The sequence below is a fragment of the Streptomyces sp. NPDC050619 genome (genome assembly GCF_040654815.1).
Lineage (GTDB): Bacteria > Actinomycetota > Actinomycetes > Streptomycetales > Streptomycetaceae > Streptomyces.
Genome location: NZ_JBFAIR010000030.1, coordinates 98,452 through 117,519, shown reverse-complemented (window position 1 = coordinate 117,519; position 19,068 = coordinate 98,452). Strand labels below are relative to the sequence as shown.

General features: G+C 70.6%; 14 protein-coding genes. 10 read left to right on the top strand and 4 right to left on the bottom strand.

The genetic code is table 11. The annotated features are described in order from the left end of the window. Window positions 1–9: 9 nt before the first annotated feature. Window positions 10–447 carry a roadblock/LC7 domain-containing protein gene (locus tag AB0I77_RS38010; RefSeq protein WP_363287361.1) on the bottom strand — a complete coding sequence of 146 codons (438 nt, stop codon included), beginning with the start codon at window positions 445–447 and terminating at the stop codon, window positions 10–12. Continuing rightward, on the bottom strand, window positions 444–3,371 hold the full coding sequence (locus tag AB0I77_RS38005) for a nitrate- and nitrite sensing domain-containing protein (RefSeq protein WP_363287360.1): 2,928 nt from the start codon (window positions 3,369–3,371) through the stop codon (window positions 444–446). Before AB0I77_RS38005 ends, AB0I77_RS38010 begins: the two co-directional genes overlap by 4 nt. 420 nt (window positions 3,372–3,791) lie before the next feature. Between AB0I77_RS38005 and AB0I77_RS38000 the strand changes: the two genes are divergently transcribed. Continuing rightward, window positions 3,792–4,397 (top strand): hypothetical protein, encoded by a 606-nt coding sequence (locus AB0I77_RS38000; RefSeq protein WP_363287359.1) that lies wholly within the window; start codon window positions 3,792–3,794, stop codon window positions 4,395–4,397. A 42-nt stretch (window positions 4,398–4,439) separates the two neighbouring features. Here AB0I77_RS38000 and AB0I77_RS37995 read toward each other — a convergent pair whose 3' ends face one another. After that, window positions 4,440–5,639 carry an FAD-dependent oxidoreductase gene (locus tag AB0I77_RS37995; RefSeq protein ID WP_363287358.1) on the bottom strand — a complete coding sequence of 400 codons (1,200 nt, stop codon included), beginning with the start codon at window positions 5,637–5,639 and terminating at the stop codon, window positions 4,440–4,442. A gap of 64 nt (window positions 5,640–5,703) precedes the next feature. Beyond that, window positions 5,704–6,027, bottom strand: a complete 324-nt coding sequence (locus AB0I77_RS37990) for a bifunctional 3-phenylpropionate/cinnamic acid dioxygenase ferredoxin subunit (protein ID WP_363287357.1) — start codon at window positions 6,025–6,027, stop codon at window positions 5,704–5,706. A 294-nt stretch (window positions 6,028–6,321) separates the two neighbouring features. On the opposite strand from AB0I77_RS37990, the gene AB0I77_RS37985 reads away from it, so the two are divergent. The 9 genes from AB0I77_RS37985 (at window position 6,322) to AB0I77_RS37945 (ending at window position 19,014) form a co-directional block, all read left to right on the top strand. Then, window positions 6,322–7,152 (top strand): IclR family transcriptional regulator, encoded by an 831-nt coding sequence (locus AB0I77_RS37985; protein ID WP_363287356.1) that lies wholly within the window; start codon window positions 6,322–6,324, stop codon window positions 7,150–7,152. A gap of 223 nt (window positions 7,153–7,375) precedes the next feature. Continuing rightward, entirely contained in the window at window positions 7,376–8,461 is a 1,086-nt protein-coding gene (locus AB0I77_RS37980; protein WP_363287355.1) for an S-(hydroxymethyl)mycothiol dehydrogenase, read from the top strand. After that, window positions 8,458–9,135 (top strand): MBL fold metallo-hydrolase, encoded by a 678-nt coding sequence (locus AB0I77_RS37975; protein ID WP_363287354.1) that lies wholly within the window; start codon window positions 8,458–8,460, stop codon window positions 9,133–9,135. The genes AB0I77_RS37980 and AB0I77_RS37975 overlap by 4 nt, the downstream gene beginning before the upstream one ends. Window positions 9,136–9,179: 44 nt before the next feature. Next, window positions 9,180–11,651, top strand: a complete 2,472-nt coding sequence (locus AB0I77_RS37970) for an FAD-dependent oxidoreductase (RefSeq protein WP_363287353.1) — start codon at window positions 9,180–9,182, stop codon at window positions 11,649–11,651. A gap of 88 nt (window positions 11,652–11,739) precedes the next feature. Then, entirely contained in the window at window positions 11,740–12,894 is a 1,155-nt protein-coding gene (gene solA / locus AB0I77_RS37965) for an N-methyl-L-tryptophan oxidase (protein WP_363287352.1), read from the top strand. 11 nt (window positions 12,895–12,905) lie between these two features. After that, complete coding sequence (locus tag AB0I77_RS37960) at window positions 12,906–14,075, top strand: aromatic ring-hydroxylating dioxygenase subunit alpha (RefSeq protein ID WP_363287351.1); 1,170 nt, start codon at window positions 12,906–12,908, stop codon at window positions 14,073–14,075. A gap of 130 nt (window positions 14,076–14,205) precedes the next feature. Continuing rightward, window positions 14,206–15,771 carry a GMC family oxidoreductase N-terminal domain-containing protein gene (locus tag AB0I77_RS37955; RefSeq protein ID WP_363287350.1) on the top strand — a complete coding sequence of 522 codons (1,566 nt, stop codon included), beginning with the start codon at window positions 14,206–14,208 and terminating at the stop codon, window positions 15,769–15,771. A gap of 11 nt (window positions 15,772–15,782) precedes the next feature. Then, window positions 15,783–16,871 (top strand): glycine betaine/L-proline ABC transporter ATP-binding protein, encoded by a 1,089-nt coding sequence (locus tag AB0I77_RS37950; protein ID WP_363287349.1) that lies wholly within the window; start codon window positions 15,783–15,785, stop codon window positions 16,869–16,871. Between the two features lie 103 nt (window positions 16,872–16,974). Further along, window positions 16,975–19,014: an ABC transporter permease subunit gene (locus tag AB0I77_RS37945; RefSeq protein WP_363287348.1), complete on the top strand. Its 2,040-nt coding sequence runs from the start codon at window positions 16,975–16,977 to the stop codon at window positions 19,012–19,014. The last annotated feature ends 54 nt before the right edge of the window (window positions 19,015–19,068 follow it).

The window sequence follows — 19,068 nt, the reverse complement described above, 5'->3', positions numbered from 1 at the left end:
GTCATCTCACTACCCGCCTGCGGGCAGATCGGTGCGCGGAGCGGCACCGAGATGCACACCGACCCGCTTGACCAGAAGCGTCATCTCGTACGCCACCAGGCCGACATCGGAGTCCGCGTCCGCGAGCACGGCCAGGCAGCTGCCGTCGCCGGCGGCCGTGACGAACAGGAAGGCGTCGTCCAGCTCGACGACCGTCTGCCGGACGTTGCCCGCCTCGAAGTGGCGGCCCACACCCTTGGCGAGGCTGTGGAACCCGGAGGCGACGGCGGCCAGGTGCTCGCTGTCCTCGCGGGTCAGGTCCGTGGAGACGCCGACCGGCAGACCGTCGCCGGAGAGCACGAGAACCTTGCGGATGCTCGCTACACGCTCCACCAGGTCGTCCAGGAGCCAGTTGAGCTCGCCGGACCTGCTGGTCGTGCTGTGTCCGGTCGCCTTTGGTGCGGTCATCGACCGTCCCCCTTTGTCGTTCGTTGTGGTGCTGTGCCGCTGTGTGCGTCGTCGCCTGCGGCGTTCTCCTCGCGGCCGCGCTGCCAGCCACGCTGGAGCGAGGCCATGCGGCTGCGTACCTCGTCGGCGTCCCGATCGGCGAGCTCCGCCCTGTCGTCGGTACGCCGCTCGGCGTCCTGCCTCAGCTGCGGAGCCAGATTGGCCTGCCGTACCCGGCGGGGCAGTGGAGCGGAGCCTGAGCCGGTCCCCTGTACGCCCGGGCCGGAGCCGGTCGGCTGCCTCGCGGGACCGCCGGGGTTTCGGCCGGGCTCGTTCGGGCCGCTCGACGCGATCTCGTCACGGCGGGTGCGCCTGGGGAGGGCAGGTACCTGGGGCCGCTCCCCGAACGCGCGGCTCGGGGACGCCGCAGAGGTCTGCGGTCGCTCGCCGAACTCTCGGCCCGAGGATGTCGGTGCCTCGGTGCGCTGCCCGTCGAGGCGGTCGGCGACTTCAGCGGCCCGGCGCTGCGGCCCCGCTCCGCGGCGGCGGGCAGGCAGAGGGGCCGCCGCCTGCGCACGCGACCGGTTCGGGCCCGTCGTCGAGTCCTCCTCCGCCTCCTCGCGCCGTGAGCGCTCCTCGGTGACCGGGCGTCCGTGCGAACTGACCAGCTTGGGCGTGTGGCGGCGGGGCAGCGGGACCGGGGCGTTCAGGTGTTCGTCGTCCGTGTCGGCCGGGCGGCGGGTCTCGGGGACCTCGTGCGCTTCCTCCCCCTGGCGGCCCGCGGCCGCCTCGTCGGTACGGCCGACCGACCGGCGCGGGCGGAACAGTCCGCCGCGCTCGCTGTCCTCGTCGTCCAGCGAGTCCGGGAAGTCGCTCAGGGCGTCGAGGTCGACGGGGGCCTCCAGTTCGACGGGGCCGCCCAGGAGCGCCGGGGGCAGGCCGGGCACCTGCGCCGTCGTTTGGGAGAGCGAGGTGCGGCGGGATTCCTCGAACTCGGCCTCCTTGGAGGGTTGGGGCCGGTCGAGACGGAAGCCGATGCCGTTGGTGTCCGGGACGTCGTCCGTCAGCAGGGTGTCCGGGATGAAGACGACGGCCGTCGTGCCTCCGTAGGGCGACGGTTGAAGGGAGACCCGGACGTTCTGGCGCTGCGCGAGCCGGCTGACCACGAACAGGCCCAGCCGGTCGGTGTCGGACAGCTCGAACTCCGGTGTCTCGGCGAGCCGCAGGTTGGCGTCCAGGAGCGCGTCGGCCGCCATGCCGAGGCCGCGGTCGTGGATCTCCAGGGTGAAGCCGTTGGCGACGCGCTCGCCCAGGACCTGCACGGCGGTGTGCGGCGGGGAGAACACCGTGGCGTTCTCCAGGAGTTCGGCGACGAGGTGCGTGAGGTCCGCGACCGCCGGGCCGGTGACGGCGACCCGCGGCAGCCGGCGCACCTCGATGCGTTCGTAGTCCTCGACCTCGGCGACGGCGGCCCGTACGACGTCCATGAGCTGGACGGGTTTGCGCCACTGCCGGGAGGGGGCGGCGCCGGAGAGGATCACCAGGCCCTCGGCGTGCCGGCGCATGCGGGTGGTCAGGTGGTCGAGGCGGAACAGGTCGGCGAGTTCGTCGGTGTCCTCGGTCCTGCGCTCCATGGTGTCGAGCAGGGTGAGCTGCTTGTGCAGGAGGACCTGGCTGCGACGGGCGAGGTTCACGAAGACCTCGGAGACGCCGGCCCGGAGTTCGGCCTGCTTGACGGCGGCCTCGACGGCGGCGCGCTGCAAGGTGTTCAGGGCCTTACCGACCTCGCCCATCTCGTTCTTGTCGTACTCCAGGCGCGGGACCTCGGTCTCCACGTCGACCTGTTCGCCCGCGGACAGTCGGCGCATCACGCTCGGCAGCCGCACGCCGGACGCCTCATGGGCATCCAGGCGCAGTTGCCGAAGGTCGCGGATGAGACCGCGGCCGACGCGCACGGACAGCACGAGCGAGAAGAGCAGCGCGACCAGCCCGAGGACGCCGGCGACGGCTGCCTTGACGATGACGCCGATCGCGTCCGGGCGGACGCGGTCCTGATAGCGGTCGCCCGCTTGGTCGTCGAGCGTGGCGAGTTCGTCGAGCACGCTCCCGGCGGCGGCGTCCCAGCTCTTGGCGGTCACGGCGTGGGGGGCGCCGGGATCGGAAGCGATGACGTCCTGCTCGGCCGACCGCATGGGGGCGGTGGCGGCGTTCGTCCAGAAGCTCTCGTAGCGTTCGCGCTCCGTCGCGGGCAGCACCGGCAGGCTGATGTCGTACAGCAGGGTGCGCTGGGCCACGAGGTCGGAGACCTCGCGGATCTCGTCGCGGGAGAGTTTCCCGACCACCAGGGCGGAACCCAGCAGGGCGTCCTCGCGGGAGAGCAGTTCGCGGGCGCGGGTGATGTTCACCAGGGCCCGGGCCTGCTTGTCCAGGTCCACGCTGTCGACCCCGTCGACGGACGCCAGCAGGGCGTAACAGGGGTCGATGAGGCGGTTGTAGAGGTCGAGGGCCTGGGACCGGGTCACGGTGCCCTCCTCGACGCTGCGCCGCAGCGAGTCGATGCCGTCGAAGGCGTCGAGGAGGGCGGTGACGCGTTCGTCGTCGTCGGCGTCCAGCCCGTCGCGGACGTCGGGATCCTTGGCGTTCTGACGGATCTTGATGATGGCGTCGTCGGTGGCGTCGCGTGTGCTGCGGAGCGCGGACAGTGCGTCCGACGCCCTTGGATCGGCCAGGTAGACGAGGGTCTGGCGGCGTTCCTGCTGAAGGACGCGGACAGTGTCCTCGGTGGGGTAGCGGATCTCCTCGACCAGGGACGACACATGGAAGAGCTGGGCCACTTCCCGCCCTGTGAGTACCGTGGCGAAGCCCCAGATCGCGATCAGGGACACCAGCGGCACGAGAAGCAGCGCCACGATCTTCCGGCGGATCGACTTCCCGCGAAAGCGCATGGCCTCCCCCAGCTCGACCCCCTCCGACAGGGGGTACACATGTACGTCAATAAACGGCGCGAGCCTACTACCGACGCGCACCTAACTCGAAGACAGGTCCGGAATCCGAACTTCCGCACCGGCGGCGAGACATCGGGAGCTGTCCGCCCAATTCAGGAAATTGTCTCCTGGCAAGCCATGACAGGTATCGGTATGCATCCGGCCGGTCCGGGCGGCGAGTTGGCTGGAATTTTTCCCTTCTTGGGAATCTTGAAGGGGCGTTGTTCGTCCTTCTCTATGGGAATCGGGGGCGGAATCGGCCACAGGAGCCGCATCCCGCAACCGGGCGGCGTAAAGCAGCGCAAGCCGGGCACCCACAGGGAAGCCGGGTCTTCGGGCACGGGGGCGAGCGGTCTGCTGGCGATGGGGAGTGACACGTTGATGGACACGGCGGAGCGGCGCGAAGCGCCGCCGAAGGGCGGAGTGGCGCGCGTGACCGTGCAGCGAGAGCCCGAGGCACCGGATCGCGACATTCGGGCAGACGGGCGCGGAGCGGCGGGCGCGCGCGAGCGCGCGGCGGCCCCGGAGGACGGGACGGCGGCGTACGAGAACGCGCCGAAGGCCGATCGGCGCGGTGCGGCGCGGGAAAAGCCGTATTACCGGCCGTTGTGGATCGAGGAGCCCGCGCGGCGGCGCCGGTTGCCGGATCCGGTACGGACGTCGGCGGTGCGGGCCGTGCTGATCATCGCCGTGACACTGGTCCAGGCGATGGTGGCCTTCCTGTGCACCCTGGCCGGCTCCTGGCTGGCGTTCCCGATGGTGCTGAGCAGTGTGGCGAGCACGGTGGTGGCCACCTGGGGCGCGCTCGACGTCTGGGTGACCCGCCAGGTGTGGAATCAGCGCAACGGCGTGGTGTCGACGCCCAGCAGCACCGCGCGTGCCCTGCGGCGCGAGCGGCGCAGGGCCAGGCGCCGGGCGCGGGCCACCGAGCGTGCCCAGGAGCGGATACGCAGGCGGAGTGGCGCCGGGCAGCTGTCGCACTCCTGAGGCCCTGCGGGCAGGGGCCGGGCGAGCGGGCCCACAGGTCTCTCAGAGTGCGGCCGGTTCCACTCGGCTCTCCTCCCGTGCGAGTTCGTCCTGTGCGAGTTCGCGTCGCGCCCGCATGAAGGGGCGTGGGCGGTTCACGGAGAGCACCGCGGTCGTACGGCCGTCCCGCTCGTACAGGGCGAGGAACCCGCCGTCGGCCGGTGCGCCGTCGGTGAGTTCACCCTCGGCGATGCGGACGCTGTCCCCGTCCTGTCGGCGGCCGGCGAACTGGATGCGTGCGCCGTACTGGTCCGACCAGAAGTAGGGCAGCGACCGCGCGGTCTGAAGCGTGCGCCCGGCGAGCAGGTTGGTCACGGCCACCCGGGGTTGCTCGGTCGCGGAGGTCCAGTGCTCGGCCCGGGCTCCGCCGACGCGGGCCACGTCACCGACGGCGACCACCTGCGGCAGCGCCGTCATACAGCCGTCGTCACAGAGCACGCCGTCGTGCAGGGCGAGCGTCGAGCCCGCCAGCCAGGCGGTGTTGGGGGTGGCACCGATGCCGACGATCACGACATCGGCGGGAAGGGTACGGCCGTCGGAGAGTTCGACGCCCGTAACAGCGACCGTGCCGCGCAGTCCGGCCACCCCGGTGCCCGTGACCAGATCCACCCCGCCCCGGCGGTGCAGGGCGGCGCACACCGCGGCCATCTCGGCACCGAGGTGGGGCACGAGCGGGAGCGGGGCGGCCTCGACGACGGTGACGGTGTGCCCGAGGCCGGCGCAGGAGGAGGCGGTTTCGGCACCGATGAAGCCGCCGCCGATGACGACGACCTGCCGCGGACCACGGGTGAGTTCGTCGCGCAGGGCGCGGGCGTCGTCGAGGCTGCGCAAGGTGTGGACGCCGGCGAGGCTGTCGCCCGGCAGACGCCGGGCCGAGGCGCCGGTGGCGATGACGACGCCATCGGTCGACACGGTACGGCCGTCGTCGAGCAGCACGGTGCGACCGCGGGCGTCGAGACCCCGGGCGCGGGTACCGAGGAGCCACTCGGCGTCGAGTTCGGAGATCTCCTCGGCGTCACTGAGAGCGAGTTGGTCCTCGGCGGCGCGGCCGGTGAGGAAGTCCTTGGACAGGGGAGGCCGGTCGTAAGGGCGGTGGGGTTCGTCGCCGACGACCACCAGTCGTCCGTCGAAGCCCTGGGCGCGCAGCTCCCGGGCCGCGTACAGGCCGGAGAGGGAGGCGCCGACGACGGTCACGGTCCTCATGCGGTGCGGCTCCTCTGCACGACTACTACCGCGCAGGAGACCGTGCACAACACCTGGCAGGCGTTCATGCGGCGGTTTCCTCCTCCGCGGCGTGGTGGACGTGGATCATGCCCTCGTCGACCGTGACGCGGTGGGTGCGCACGGAGCGGCGGGCCGGAAGGCAGGTCGGCTGCCCCGTGCGGAGATCGAATGAAGCGGCGTGCAGCGGGCATTCGACCAGACAACCCTCCAGCCAGCCCTCGGACAGGGAGGCGTCCTGGTGGGTGCAGGTGTCGTCGATGGCGTACAGCTCGCCTTCGTCGGTACGGAACACGGCGATGGGTGGTGTCGTCTCGATGCGGACGGACTCACCCTCGGGGAGGTCTTCGAGGCGGCAGACGGGAATCATGGGCCCCCCTCTCGGTCCGGGACGCACGGTCCGGGACCTGTTTGGTCCACGTAGTCAGGAAGTTCAGGGAGTTTCAGGCAGGTAGCGGACCGCCATTGGTCCAGCTGGTGCGGCTGGTCCGGACCCGTACGGGTTGGACACCCTTCCGGGATCCGGACGCTTCGGTAACATGATGTTCCACATGGCGCACGAGCGAGCGCTATGCGCAACAGAATCCGGGCGGGATGACCGTCCCGTCAAGGGGTTCCCGCAGATGCGGCCCGAACCGGGCCGACAGGTGGTGAGAGTTGAGCCATGACCCGCACCCAGAAACAGCTCGACGATAGCGAGGAGAAGGCCGCGAACTCGGAGAAGAACAACGGCAGAGGAGCAGCCAGCGCCGTCCAGTCGGTGGACCGTGCTGTGAGTGTGCTGGAGATCCTCGCCCGGCACGGCGAGGCGGGCGTCACCGACATCGCCGACGAGCTGGACGTGCACAAGTCCACCGCGTTCCGGCTGCTCGGCGTCCTGGAGAACCGCGGCCTGGTGGCCCAGGCCAAGGACCGCGGCAAGTACTACCTGGGCGCCGGCGTACTGCGCCTGGCGGGGGCGGCGGCAGTACGGCTGGACATCTCCCAGGAGGGCGTCCCGGTCTGCCGGGAGACCGCCGACGAGCTGGGCGAGACGGTGAACATCGCCGTCCTGGACGACGACGCGGCCGTCAACATCATGCAGGCCCGCGGCACCGCGTCCGTGACGGCGCAGAACTGGCTGGGCCGGCGCACCCCGCTGCACGCGACCTCCAGCGGAAAAGTGCTGCTCGCCTACATGCCGCCCACCTTGCGCGAAGGCCTGCTCGCGCGCTCCCTGCCCCGCCTGACGGAGCGCACCATCACCGGCACCTCCGTGCTGCGGGGCGAGCTGGAGGCCGTGGTGGAGCAGGGGTACGCCGTCGCCAGCGAGGAACTGGAGCTGGGCCTGACCGCCGTGGCCGCCCCGATCCGCGCGCACGACGGCAGAGTCATCGCCGCCATCAGCACCTCGGGGCCGATGTACCGGCTCAACGGCGAACGGCTGCCGGAGGTGGCCAAGCGCACCGTGGCGGCCGGGGCCGAACTGTCGCGCCGGATGGGCTACGGCTTCTGACGTAACCCCGCGTACGTCCACACGGCCCCGAAGGGCACTTTCCCGCGGCGCGGGACCGGGATCTTCCTGGTCCCGCGCCGTCGTGTGTCCGACACGTTTCGCCCCGCCCGTTCCGTTTGCCAAGGGTTAACCCACACCTCTTGACGGCTGCTCCATGGCATTCCCACTATGTTCCTCATAGCGCAACCCATCGTGCATTGCGCAACAGCAGAGGAGCCTGGTCGTGCCACACGAGGTCCGTGCCGTCATCGCTGGGAAAAAGGGCGCACCCGTCGAGGTGCAGACGATCGTCGTCCCCGATCCGGGTCCCGGAGAGGTACTCGTCGCTGTGCAGGCCTGCGGGGTCTGCCACACGGATCTGCACTACCGGGACGGCGCGATCACGGACGACTTCCCGTTTCTGCTGGGCCATGAGGCGGCCGGCACGATCGAGGCGGTCGGCGACGGTGTCACCGACCTCAAGCCCGGTGACTACGTGGTGCTGGCGTGGCGCGCGCCCTGCGGTTCCTGCCGTTCCTGTCGCCGGGGCCGCCCCTGGTACTGCTTCGACTCGCGCAACGCCACCCAGCCGATGACCCTGCTGGACGGCACTCCGCTCAGCAACGCCCTCGGTATCGGTGCCTTCGCCGAGAAGACACTGGTCGCGGCGGGCCAGGCGGTGAAGATCAACCCGGCCGCCCGCCCCGAGGCCGCGGGCCTGATCGGCTGCGGCGTGATGGCCGGTTACGGGGCCGCGGTCAACACCGGCCAGGTCGGTCGCGGCGACTCGGTCGCCGTCATCGGCTGCGGCGGCGTCGGCAACGCGGCCATCGCGGGTGCCTGCCTCAACGGCGCGATGAAGGTCATCGCCGTCGACATCGACGACAAGAAGCTCGACCAGGCCGAGAAGTTCGGCGCCACCCACACCGTCAACTCCCGTGGCACGGACCCGGTCGAGGCGGTGCGCGCCCTCACCGACGGCTTCGGCGTCGACATCGCGATCGACGCGGTGGGACGCCCGGAGACCTTCAAGCAGGCCTTCTACATGCGCGACCACGCGGGCCTGCTGGTCCAGGTCGGCGTCCCCTCCCCCGAGATGAAGGTCGAGCTCCCGCTGATCGACGTGTTCGCGCGCGGGGGCGCCATCAAGTCGTCCTGGTACGGCGACTGCCTGCCGAGCCGCGACTTCCCGTTCCTGATCGACCAGTACCTGTACGGGCTGCTGGACCTCAACGCCTTCGTCACGGAGACCATCGCCCTGGACCAGGTCGAGGAGGCCTTCGCCAAGATGCACCGGGGCGAGGTACTGCGCTCGGTGGTGGTCCTGTGAGCGGCACAGGCCAGGGCACAGGCACAGGCACAGACGCAGACGCAGGCACAGGCACAGACCACGCGGTACGGACAGACCGGGTCGTCACGAAGGGCACCTTCAGCCTCGACGGCGACACCTTCGACGTCGACAACAACGTCTGGCTGATCGGCGACGACGAAGAGGTGCTGATCGTCGACGCGCCCCACGACGCCCGCGCCATCCTCGATGCGGTCGCCGGCCGCCATGTGACCGCCATCGCCTGCACCCACGCCCATGACGACCACGTCGACGCGGCGGCCGAACTGTCCAGGCTCACCGGGGCGCCCGTACTCCTGCACCCCGGCGACCACGAGTTGTGGTCCCACACCCACCCGGCCCGCAAGCCGGACGGCGAACTGACCGACGGCCGGATTCTCACGGTCGCCGGCATCGAGGTCCAGGTGATCCACACCCCCGGCCACACCTGGGGCAGTTGCTCCTTCTACGCGCCGTTCCTGAACACGGTCTTCACCGGGGACACCCTCTTCCACGGCGGCCCCGGCGCCACCGGCCGGTCGTACTCCGACCGTCCCACCATCGAGGCCTCGCTCCGCGACCGGCTCCTCACCCTGCCCGGCGACACCGTCGTCCGCACCGGGCACGGCCAGGACACGACGATCGCCGCCGAGCGGCCCAACGTGCCCGCCCTCTGAGCTCCGCTCAAGCCCGTTCACCCTCGTCCCCGGCAAGGAGGGGCATGTCCAGCACGCCCGAAAAGGGTTCCACGCCCGAAAACCGGCCCCAGGGTCCCCGGGTGGTCATCGTCGGCGCCGGCATCGTCGGCTGCTCCCTCGCCGACGAGTTGACCGCCCGTGGCTGGACCGACGTCACCGTCCTCGAACAGGGTCCGCTGCCCGCGCCCGGCGGCTCCACCTCGCACGCGCCCGGCCTCGTCTTCCAGACCAGCCCGTCGAAGACCCTCGCCGAGTTCGCCAAGTACACGGTCGAGAAGTTCGGTTCGCTCGACGTGGACGGCGTCTCCTGCTTCAACCAGGTCGGCGGTCTGGAACTCGCCACCACCCCGGAGCGCCTCGCGGAACTGCACCGCAGGGCCGGTTACGCCGCCGCCTGGGGCATCCGCGGCGAGGTCGTCAGCACCGCCCGCTGCAAGGAACTGTGGCCGCTCCTCGACGAGTCGGTGGTCCTCGGCGGCTTCCACACCCCCGACGACGGCCTGGCCCGCGCCCTGCTCGCCGCCCGCGCCCAGCTGGAACGGGCCACCGCAAAGGGCGCCCGCTTCCTGGAACGCCACACGGTCACCGGGATCGAGCAGGAAGACGGCAAGGTCACCGCCGTAGTCACCGACCGGGGCACCTTCCCCGCCGACCACGTCGTCTCCGCGGCCGGCTTCTGGGGCCCGGTCATCGGCCGCATGGCCGGCATCGACGTACCCCTGCAACCTCTCGCACACCAGTACGCGAAGACGAAGCCGCTCCCCGCACTCGAGGAGCACACGGCGGAGGCCTCCAGGCCCATCCTCCGCCTCCAGGACCGCGACCTCTACTTCCGCGAGCACACCGACCGCATCGGCATCGGCAGCTACGCCCACAAGCCCCTGCCCGTCGACCCGCTCGCGGTCCTGCCGTACGACGAGGCCCGCGCCCAGAACATGGACATGCCCTCCTCCTTCCCCTTCACCGAGGAGGACTGGGCCCCGAGTTGGGACGACTGCCGCTGGCTGATCCCGGCCCTGCGGGACGCCGACATCGAGGAAGGCTTCAACGGCGTCTTCTCCTTCACCCCGGACGGCATGCCGGTCCTGGGCGAGTCGCGGCAGCTGCGCGGCTTCTGGCTGGCCGAGGCCGTCTGGGTCACGCACTCCGCGGGTGTCGCCAAGGCCGTCGCCGAGTGGATGGTCGACGGGCGGCCCTCCCTCGACCTGCACGAGTGCGACCTCACGCGTTTCGAGGAGGCGCAGCGTTCACCGTCGTACGTCCGTGAGCGCGGTTCACAGCAGTTCGTCGAGGTGTACGACGTCCTCCACCCGCTCCAGCCGATGGAGCAGCCGCGTCCCCTGCGCGTCAGCCCCTTCTACGCCCGCCAGCAGCAGCTCGGCGCGTACTTCCTGGAGGGCGGCGGCTGGGAGCGCCCCCACTGGTACGAGGCGAACGCGCCCCTCACCCATGGACTGCGGCTGCCGGAGCGGGACGCCTGGTCGGCCCGCTACTGGTCCCCCATCGCGGCCGCCGAGGCGAAGGCCACCCGCGAGAAGGTCGCCCTCTACGACATGACGCCCCTGCGGCGCCTCGAAGTCACCGGCCCCGGAGCCCTCGACTTCCTGAACCGCATGACCACCAACAACCTCCGCAAGAAGCCCGGCGCGGTCACCTACACCCTCCTGCTCGACGAGACGGGCGGCGTCCGCTCCGACCTCACCGTCGCCCGCCTCGCCCCCGACCGCTTCCAGGTCGGCGCGAACTCCCCCGCCGACCTGGACTGGCTCACCCGGTACGCACCGGACGACGTCCACATCAAGGACATCACCTCCGGCACCTGCTGCATCGGCGTCTGGGGGCCCCTCGCCCGCGATCTCGTCCAGCCCCTGACCCGCGACGACTTCTCACACGAGGCCTTCGGCTACTTCCGCGCGAAGGAGACGTATCTCGGCCACGTGCCGGTCACCGCCATGCGCCTGTCGTACGTCGGTGAGCTCGGCTGGGAGCTGTACACCACCGCCGACCTGGGCCTGCGCCTGTGGGACACGCTGTGGGAGGCGGGCCGGGACCTCGGTGTCATCGCGGCCGGCCGCTCGGCCTTCAACTCCCTGCGCCTGGAGAAGGGCTACCGGGCCTGGGGCACCGACATGACCGACGAGCACAGCCCGTTCGAGGCGGGCGTCGGCTTCGCGGTCCGCATGGACAAGGAGTTCGTGGGGCGCGAGGCGCTCACCGACGAGCCCCTCACCCGCAAACTCACTCCCCTCCTCCTGGACGATCCGGCCGCCGTGGTCCTCGGCAAGGAGCCGGTGTACGTCGACGGCGCCCCCGCCGGTTACGTGACCAGCGCGTCGTACGGCTACACGCTCGGCCGCTGCGTGGCGTACGCCTGGCTGCCGGCCGGCCTCACCACCGGCACCGGCGTGCACATCGAGTACCTCGGCGAGAAGGTCCCCGCGACGGTCGCCGACGAGCCCCTCTTCGACCCGAAGATGACGCGCATCCGCCGTTGACGAAAGCCAATGACGAGCCGGTCACGAGCCAGTCACGAGCCAATGACGAGCCTTTGACGAGCGCGGACACACCCTCAGGAGGCATGCAATGTCCCCCACCTACGACGTGATCGTCATCGGTCTCGGCGGCATGGGCAGCGCCGCGGCCCACCACCTCTCCGCGCGCGGCGCCCGGGTACTGGGCCTGGAGAAGTTCGGCCCGGTGCACAACCGCGGCTCCAGCCACGGCGGTTCGCGGATCACCCGGCAGTCGTACTTCGAGGACCCGGCCTACGTACCGCTGCTGCTGCGCGCCTACGAGCTGTACGACGAGCTCCAGCGGGCCACCGGCCGGGAGATCGCCATCCTCAAGGGTGGCGTGATGGTCGGCCGGCCCGACTCCCGGACCGTCTCCGGCTCGCTGCGCTCGGCCCAGGAGTGGAACCTGCCGCACGAGATGCTGGACGCGAAGGAGATCCGCCGCCGCTTCCCGACGCTCACGCCAAGGGACGACGAGGTGGCGCTGTACGAACCCAAGGCGGGTCTCGTCCGGCCCGAGAACACGGTCGCCGCCCATCTCCAGCTGGCCACGCGGCAGGGTGCCGAGCTGCACTTCGAGGAACCCATGACCCGCTGGGAGCCGTACCGGGACGGCGTACGCGTCCACACCGCGGAGGACACCTACACCGCCGCCCAGTTGGTGATCTGCCCGGGCGCGTGGGCGCCGCGGCTGCTCACCGACCTCGGGGTGCCGTTCACCATCGAACGGCAGGTCATGTACTGGTTCCAGCCGACCGGCGGCGTCCAGTCCTTCCTCCCCGACAACCATCCGATCTACATCTGGGAGAACGCGGACGGCGTCCAGGTCTACGGCTTCCCCTCCATCGACGGCCCCGAGCTCGGTGCCAAGGTCGCCTTCTTCCGCAAGGGCGAGGTGACCACCCCCGAGACGATCGACCGGACGGTCCACGAGGACGAGATCAAGGCGATGGCGGACCACATGTCCGACTGCATCCCGGACCTCCCCGGCACCTTCCTCAAGGCCGCCACCTGCATGTACTCCAACACCCCGGACGAGCACTTCGTCATCGCCCGCCACCCCGCGCACCCGGAATCGGTCACCGTGGCCTGCGGGTTCTCCGGGCACGGCTTCAAGTTCGTGCCCGTCGTCGGCGAGATCCTCGCCGACCTGGCCCTGACCGGCACCACCGAGCACCCCATCGGCCTGTTCGATCCCACCCGCCTCGCCGCCGCGCCCGCCTGAGGAGCACGCCCGTGACGACGATCCCCGCCCCCGAGACCCCCGTATCGGCGCCCCAGGTTTCCGACAGCCTGATCGCCACCCTTCCCGGGCACTACTACACCGACCCGGAGATCTTCCGGCAGGAGCAGGAACACCTCTTCGAGTCGATGTGGTTCTGCGCCGTGCGCGCCGCGGATCTGGTGAAACCAGGGGCTTTCCGCACTGTCCAGATCGGCCGCGAGAGCGTTCTCGTCACCCGCTCCCGCACCGGAGAGCTGCGCGCCTTCCTGAACGTCTGCCGGCACCGGGGTGCGCGGCTGTGCACCGAGGAGTCCGGCGAGGTGCGGCGCAATCTCCAGTGCCCGTACCACGCCTGGACCTACGACCTCGACGGCAAGCTCATCGCCGCGCCCAACCTGGTGCGGATGCCGGACATCGACCGCACGGCATACGGCCTGGTCACGGTGGCTCTGCGGGAGTGGCTCGGCTACGCCTGGGTCTGCCTGGCGGACGAGCCGCCCTCCTTCGAGGAAACGGTCATGGGCGCCGCGATCGAGCGCCTCGGCGACGTGGCCTCCATCGAGCGCTACCGCACCGAGGGTCTGGCCCTGGGCAAGCGGGTCACCTACGACGTGAAGGCCAACTGGAAGCTGATCGTCGAGAACTTCATGGAGTGCTACCACTGCGCGACGATCCACCCCGAACTCACCGATGTGCTCCCGGAGTTCGCGGACGGTTACGCCGCCCAGTACTACGTGGGCCACGGCGCCGAGTTCGGCGAGGACGTCAAGGGCTTCACGGTCGACGGCAGCGAGGGCTTCGGCCGGCTCGACGGCATCGCCGAGGATCAGGACCGCCGCTACTACGCGATCACGGTTCGGCCGCAAGTCTTCATCAACCTGGTGCCCGACCACGTGATCATGCACAGGATGTTCCCCATGGCAGAAGACCGCACCGTCGTCGAGTGCGACTGGCTGTACGCGCCCGAGATCGTCGATTCCGGGCAAGATGTCTCGAAATCCGTCGAACTGTTTCACCGTGTTAACGTTCAGGACTTCGATGCTTGCGAGCGTACTCAACCTGCCATGGCCTCGCGGGTCTATCGCACAGGCGGCGTGCTGGTGCCCAGTGAGCACCACATCAGCGCGTTCCATCACTGGCTGACGCGGCGGCTCAGCGCCGAGAACGCAGAGATTCCGTAGAACCCCGAAGAACCCCAAGAACCCCAAGAAACACGGACAATCCCGTGCTCACGTGAGCAACGCCATATCCGGCCTTGATCGTGGATCACTTCAGAAGCCGAAGGCAAGCACGACAAGGAGCACGAACCACATGTCCCAGCCTGAGAGACCCGGGTACGACCCTGGCCACGACTACGACTACGTGGTCGTCGGCGGCGGCACCGCTGGCTCGGTCGTGGCCTCCCGCCTCACCGAGGACCCGGCGGTCCGTGTCGCCGTCATCGAAGGCGGTCCGTCCGACGTGGACCGGCCGGAGGTGCTGACCCTGCGCCGCTGGCTCGGCCTGCTCGGCGGCGACCTCGACTACGACTATCCGACGACGCCCCAGCCGCGTGGGAACTCTCACATCCGGCACAGCCGCGCCCGGGTGCTCGGCGGCTGCTCGTCCCACAACACCCTGATCAGTTTCAAGCCCCTGCCGTCCGACTGGGACGAGTGGGCGGACGCGGGTGCCGAGGGCTGGGACGCCGCCTCCATGGACCCGTACTACGACCGGCTGCTGAACAACATCGTCCCGGTGGACGAGAAGGACCGCAACGCCATCGCCCGCGACTTCGTCGAGGCCGCGCAGACGGCCGTGGACGTGCCGCGCGTCGAGGGCTTCAACAAGGAGCCCTTCCACGAAGGCGTCGGCTTCTTCGACCTCGCGTACCACCCGGAGAACAACAAGCGGTCCTCCGCCTCGGTCGCGTACCTCCACCCGTTCCTGGACCGCCCCAACCTCCATCTGATGCTGGAGACCTGGGCGTTGCGTCTCGAGACGGACGGCGGCCGGGCCACGGGGGTGCGCGTCCGCGCCCAGGACGGTACGGAGACGACCGTCACCGCAGGCCGCGAAGTCATCGTCTGCGCGGGGGCGGTGGACACCCCGCGGCTGCTGCTGCTCTCCGGTATCGGGCCCGAGCGGGACCTGGAGGCGCTCGGTATCCCGGTCGTCCACGATCTGCCCGGAGTCGGTGAGAACCTGCTCGACCATCCGGAGTCGGTGATCGTGTGGGAGACCCACGGCCCCCTACCGGACAACTCCGCGATGGACTCCGACGCGGGTCTGTTCGTGCGCCGGGATCCGGCGGCAAAGGGCCCGGACCTGATGTTCCACTTCTACCAAATACCCTTCACCGACAACCCCGAGCGCCTCGGCTACGAAAAGCCCCGCTACGGAGTGTCGATGACGCCCAACATCCCCAAGCCGAAGAGCCGCGGCCGTCTTTACCTCACCAGCTCGGACCCGGCCGTCAAACCCGCCCTCGACTTCCGGTACTTCACCGACGAGGACGACTACGACGGACGCACCCTGGTGGACGGCATCCGTATCGCCCGCGAGATCGCACGGACTCAGCCGCTGGCCTCCTGGCTGAAGCGGGAGGTGTGCCCGGGACCGGAGCTCACCGGCGACGAGGAGCTCGGCGAGTACGCCCGCAAGGTGGCGCACACCGTCTATCACCCGGCCGGAACCTGCCGCATCGGCGCCGTCGACGACCCGCTCGCCGTGGTCGGCCCGGATCTGACCGTGCGCGGCCTGAGCGGTCTGCGTATCGCCGACGCCTCCGTCTTCCCGACCATCCCCGCCGTCAACCCGATGATCGGGGTCTTCATGGTCGGCGAGAAGTGCGCCGATCTGCTCACCCGGACCACCACCCCCGGAGACGATGCCTGATGTCGACGTCCATGACGAAACAGACAAAAGAAGAGACGGAGCAGGCCGCCACCGCCACGGTGTTCTCCGTACGCGATCTGTGGAAGGTCTTCGGCCCCAGGGCCGAACGCGTCCCCGGCAGCGAGCTGGCCGATCTGCCCGCCGACGAGCTGCGCCGCCGCACCGGCTGCACGGTCGCCGTGCGCGATGTGTCCTTCGACGTGCGGCAGGGCGAGGTGTTCGTCGTGATGGGCCTGTCCGGTTCGGGCAAGTCCACCCTCGTACGCTGTCTGACCCGGCTCATCGAACCCACCTCCGGCGCGCTGGAGATCGACGGCGAGGACGTCCTCGCCATGGACAAGGCCCGGTTGCGCGAGCTGCGCCGGCACCGCGCGGCGATGGTCTTCCAGCACTTCGGACTGCTGCCGCACCGCACGGTCCTCGACAACGTCGCCTACGGCCTCGAGATCCAGGGCGTGGGCAAGCTCGAACGCCGCGCCCAGGCCATGAAGGTGATCGCCAAGGTCGGTCTGGACGGCATGGAACACCGCCGCCCCACCCAGCTCTCCGGCGGCCAGCAGCAGCGCGTCGGCCTGGCCCGCGCTCTCGCCGTCGACCCCGAAGTCCTGCTGTTCGACGAGCCGTTCAGCGCCCTGGACCCGCTGATCCGGCGCGACATGCAGGAGGAAGTCATACGCCTGCACCGCGAGGAGGGCCGCACGATGGTCTTCATCACCCACGATCTGAACGAGGCCCTGCGGCTCGGCGACCGGATCGCGCTGATGCGCGACGGAGAGATCGTGCAGTGCGGCACCCCGGAGGACATCGTCGCTGCCCCGGCCAATGACTATGTACGGGACTTCGTCCGCGACGTACCCCGCGAGCAGGTCATCACCGCCCGCACCGCCATGCGCCCGGCGCGCGAGGGCGAGGCGGAGAGCGGCCCCGAGGTCACCGCGGTGTCCACGGTCGCCACCGCCATCGAGGCCGTCGCCCGCGAGGGCGTGCCGGCCCGGGTGATGGACGACGGCAAGTTGCTCGGTGTCGTCGACCACGCGGCGCTGCTCGCCGTCGTGGCGGGGATCGACAGCACGTCGCCGAAGGCGGGTGCGGCCGCGTGATCGCACATTCCCGCACGACTTCCCGCACTTTCTGCACATCCCGTACGTCGCTTGCCGACGGCCGGGGCGCACAGGCTCACCGGAGACCGGCGGTGAGCAGCCGATGAGCACACTGATCCCCGCCAGACCGGACAATCCGGAGAAAACCGCGTCACCGCCGGGCGAGCCGGGCGACCAGGGCGTCTGGTCCCGGCTGCGGCTGCGGCTGTCCGTGCTGTCCGGCGCGAGCCGCCGGCTGACCGGCCTCGCCGCCCTCGCCGTGGTGCTGGTGCCCCTCGTCGCCGTCCTGTGGGGCAGTGGCGGCTGGCCGGGCGCGCTGGGCGTGGACGTCTCCGGGCCGCTGGGCGACGTCAGCCAGTGGATCGTCGACAACCGCGACAGCAGCCCGATCTTCCTGTACTTCCTGCTGCACATCAGCAACACCTCGGTGGACGCGGTCGACGGCGTCTACCAGCTGCTGGACTTCCTCGGCTGGCCCGGCGTCACCGCCGCGGCCGTACTGCTCGCCTGGCGGGCCGGCGGAGCGGGCCGGACCGGACTCAAGGTCGCCGCGACCGCGCTGCTCGCCTTCGCCGGCTGCGGCCTGCTCGGCATGTGGGACCCGGCGATGGTGACGCTGGCCCTCATGATCGTCGCGGTCGCCGTCTCCGCCCTGGTCGGTTTCCTGCTCGGTCTCGCGTGCGGTCTCTGGGACCGCGTCGACCGGGCCCTGCGCCCCGTCCTGGACACCATGCAGGTGCTCCCGGCCTTCGCGTACCTGCTCCCCTTCGTGCTGATCTTCGGCACCGGCTCACCGGCCGCCCTGCTCGCCACCGTGATCTACGCCGCGCCCCCGATGGCCCGCCTCACCTCGCTCGGTCTGCGCGGCGCCGACCCGTCCGTCCTCGAGGCGTCGGCCTCGCTCGGCGCGAGCGGCTGGCAGCGGCTGCGCACGGCGCGGCTGCCGCTGGCCCGCAAGGAACTCCTGCTCGGACTCAACCAGACGATCATGATGGCGCTGTCCATGGTGGTCATCGCGTCCGTGATCGGCGCCGGCGGCCTCGGCGACGAGGTGTACTCCGCGCTGTCCACCGTCGACGTCGGAGCCGCGCTCGCCGCGGGCATCCCGATCGTGCTGATCGCCGTTTGGCTGGACCGCACGACCGAGGCCGCGGGCGAGCAGCTCGGCGCGCCCCCGGCCACCGACGGTCCTCGCCTGCTGCGCGGCGGGCCGGCCTGGGCGCTGGCCGCCGCGGGCACCGTGGTGGCGGTCGTGGCGGGCAAGCTGGCCGGGGCCGCGGAATGGCCGGACGCCTTGACGTACGACATCTCCAGCTCCGTCAACTCCTTCCAGGAGTGGATGGTCGACCACCTGCACGCGGGTGTCCCCGTCCTCGGCGGAACCGAGGTCTGGGCGTCCAACTTCACCTCCTGGGCGCTGAACCCGCTCCGTGACGTCCTCCAGGGCGCGCCGTGGTGGTCGCTGCTCCTGCTGGTCGCGGGCCTGGCCCTGGTGGCCGGCACCTGGCGCACCGCGCTCGGCGCGGCCGTGGCGCTGGCGGCCACGGGCGTCCTCGGCGTCTGGCCGGAAACGCTGGACACGCTGTCGCAGGTCCTGGCCGCGCTGGTGCTGACCCTGGTGCTGGGGGTCGCCGTCGGTATCCTCGCCGCCCAGGTCTCCTGGGTGGAACGCACACTGCGGCCGGTGCTGGACGTACTTCAGACCATGCCGCAGTTCGTCTACCTCATCCCGGTCGTCGCGCTGTTCGGCGTGGGGCGTGCCGCCGCGATCACCGCGGCCGTCGCGTACGCCCTGCCCGCCGTGGTCCGCATCACCACCCAGGGTCTGAAGAAGACCGACCCGGCCGCGCTGGAGGCCGCCCGCTCGCTGGGCGCCACCGGAATGCAGCAACTGCGCCAGGTCCAGCTGCCGCTGGCCAGGCCCGCGCTGCTGCTCGCCGTCAACCAGGGTGTGGTCCTGGTGCTGGCCGTCGTCATCGTCGGCGCCCTCGTCGGCGGCGGAGGCCTCGGCTACGACGTCCTGTTCGGCCTCTCCCGCGGCGACCTCGGAGTCGGCCTGGTGGCGGGCGCGGCGATCGTCTGCCTCGGTCTGGTCCTGGACCGGGTGACCCAGCCCGCTCCGGCCCGGAGGAAGGACGGCTAGGAGCCACCAGGCAACCACGCATATCCGCAAGTAATCGGGCCCCAGCAAGCTATG

Excerpts from the sequence above, each read along its gene's own strand:
- AB0I77_RS38010 (WP_363287361.1), bottom strand. The coding sequence starts at position 447 with ATGACCGCACCAAAGGCGACCGGACACAGCACGACCAGCAGGTCCGGC.
- AB0I77_RS38005 (WP_363287360.1), bottom strand. The coding sequence starts at position 3,371 with ATGCGCTTTCGCGGGAAGTCGATCCGCCGGAAGATCGTGGCGCTGCTT.
- AB0I77_RS38000 (WP_363287359.1), top strand. The coding sequence starts at position 3,792 with ATGGACACGGCGGAGCGGCGCGAAGCGCCGCCGAAGGGCGGAGTGGCG.
- AB0I77_RS37995 (WP_363287358.1), bottom strand. The coding sequence starts at position 5,639 with ATGAGGACCGTGACCGTCGTCGGCGCCTCCCTCTCCGGCCTGTACGCG.
- AB0I77_RS37990 (WP_363287357.1), bottom strand. The coding sequence starts at position 6,027 with ATGATTCCCGTCTGCCGCCTCGAAGACCTCCCCGAGGGTGAGTCCGTC.
- AB0I77_RS37985 (WP_363287356.1), top strand. The coding sequence starts at position 6,322 with ATGACCCGCACCCAGAAACAGCTCGACGATAGCGAGGAGAAGGCCGCG.
- AB0I77_RS37970 (WP_363287353.1), top strand. The coding sequence starts at position 9,180 with ATGTCCAGCACGCCCGAAAAGGGTTCCACGCCCGAAAACCGGCCCCAG.
- solA (WP_363287352.1), top strand. The coding sequence starts at position 11,740 with ATGTCCCCCACCTACGACGTGATCGTCATCGGTCTCGGCGGCATGGGC.
- AB0I77_RS37955 (WP_363287350.1), top strand. The coding sequence starts at position 14,206 with ATGTCCCAGCCTGAGAGACCCGGGTACGACCCTGGCCACGACTACGAC.
- AB0I77_RS37950 (WP_363287349.1), top strand. The coding sequence starts at position 15,783 with ATGACGAAACAGACAAAAGAAGAGACGGAGCAGGCCGCCACCGCCACG.
- AB0I77_RS37945 (WP_363287348.1), top strand. The coding sequence starts at position 16,975 with ATGAGCACACTGATCCCCGCCAGACCGGACAATCCGGAGAAAACCGCG.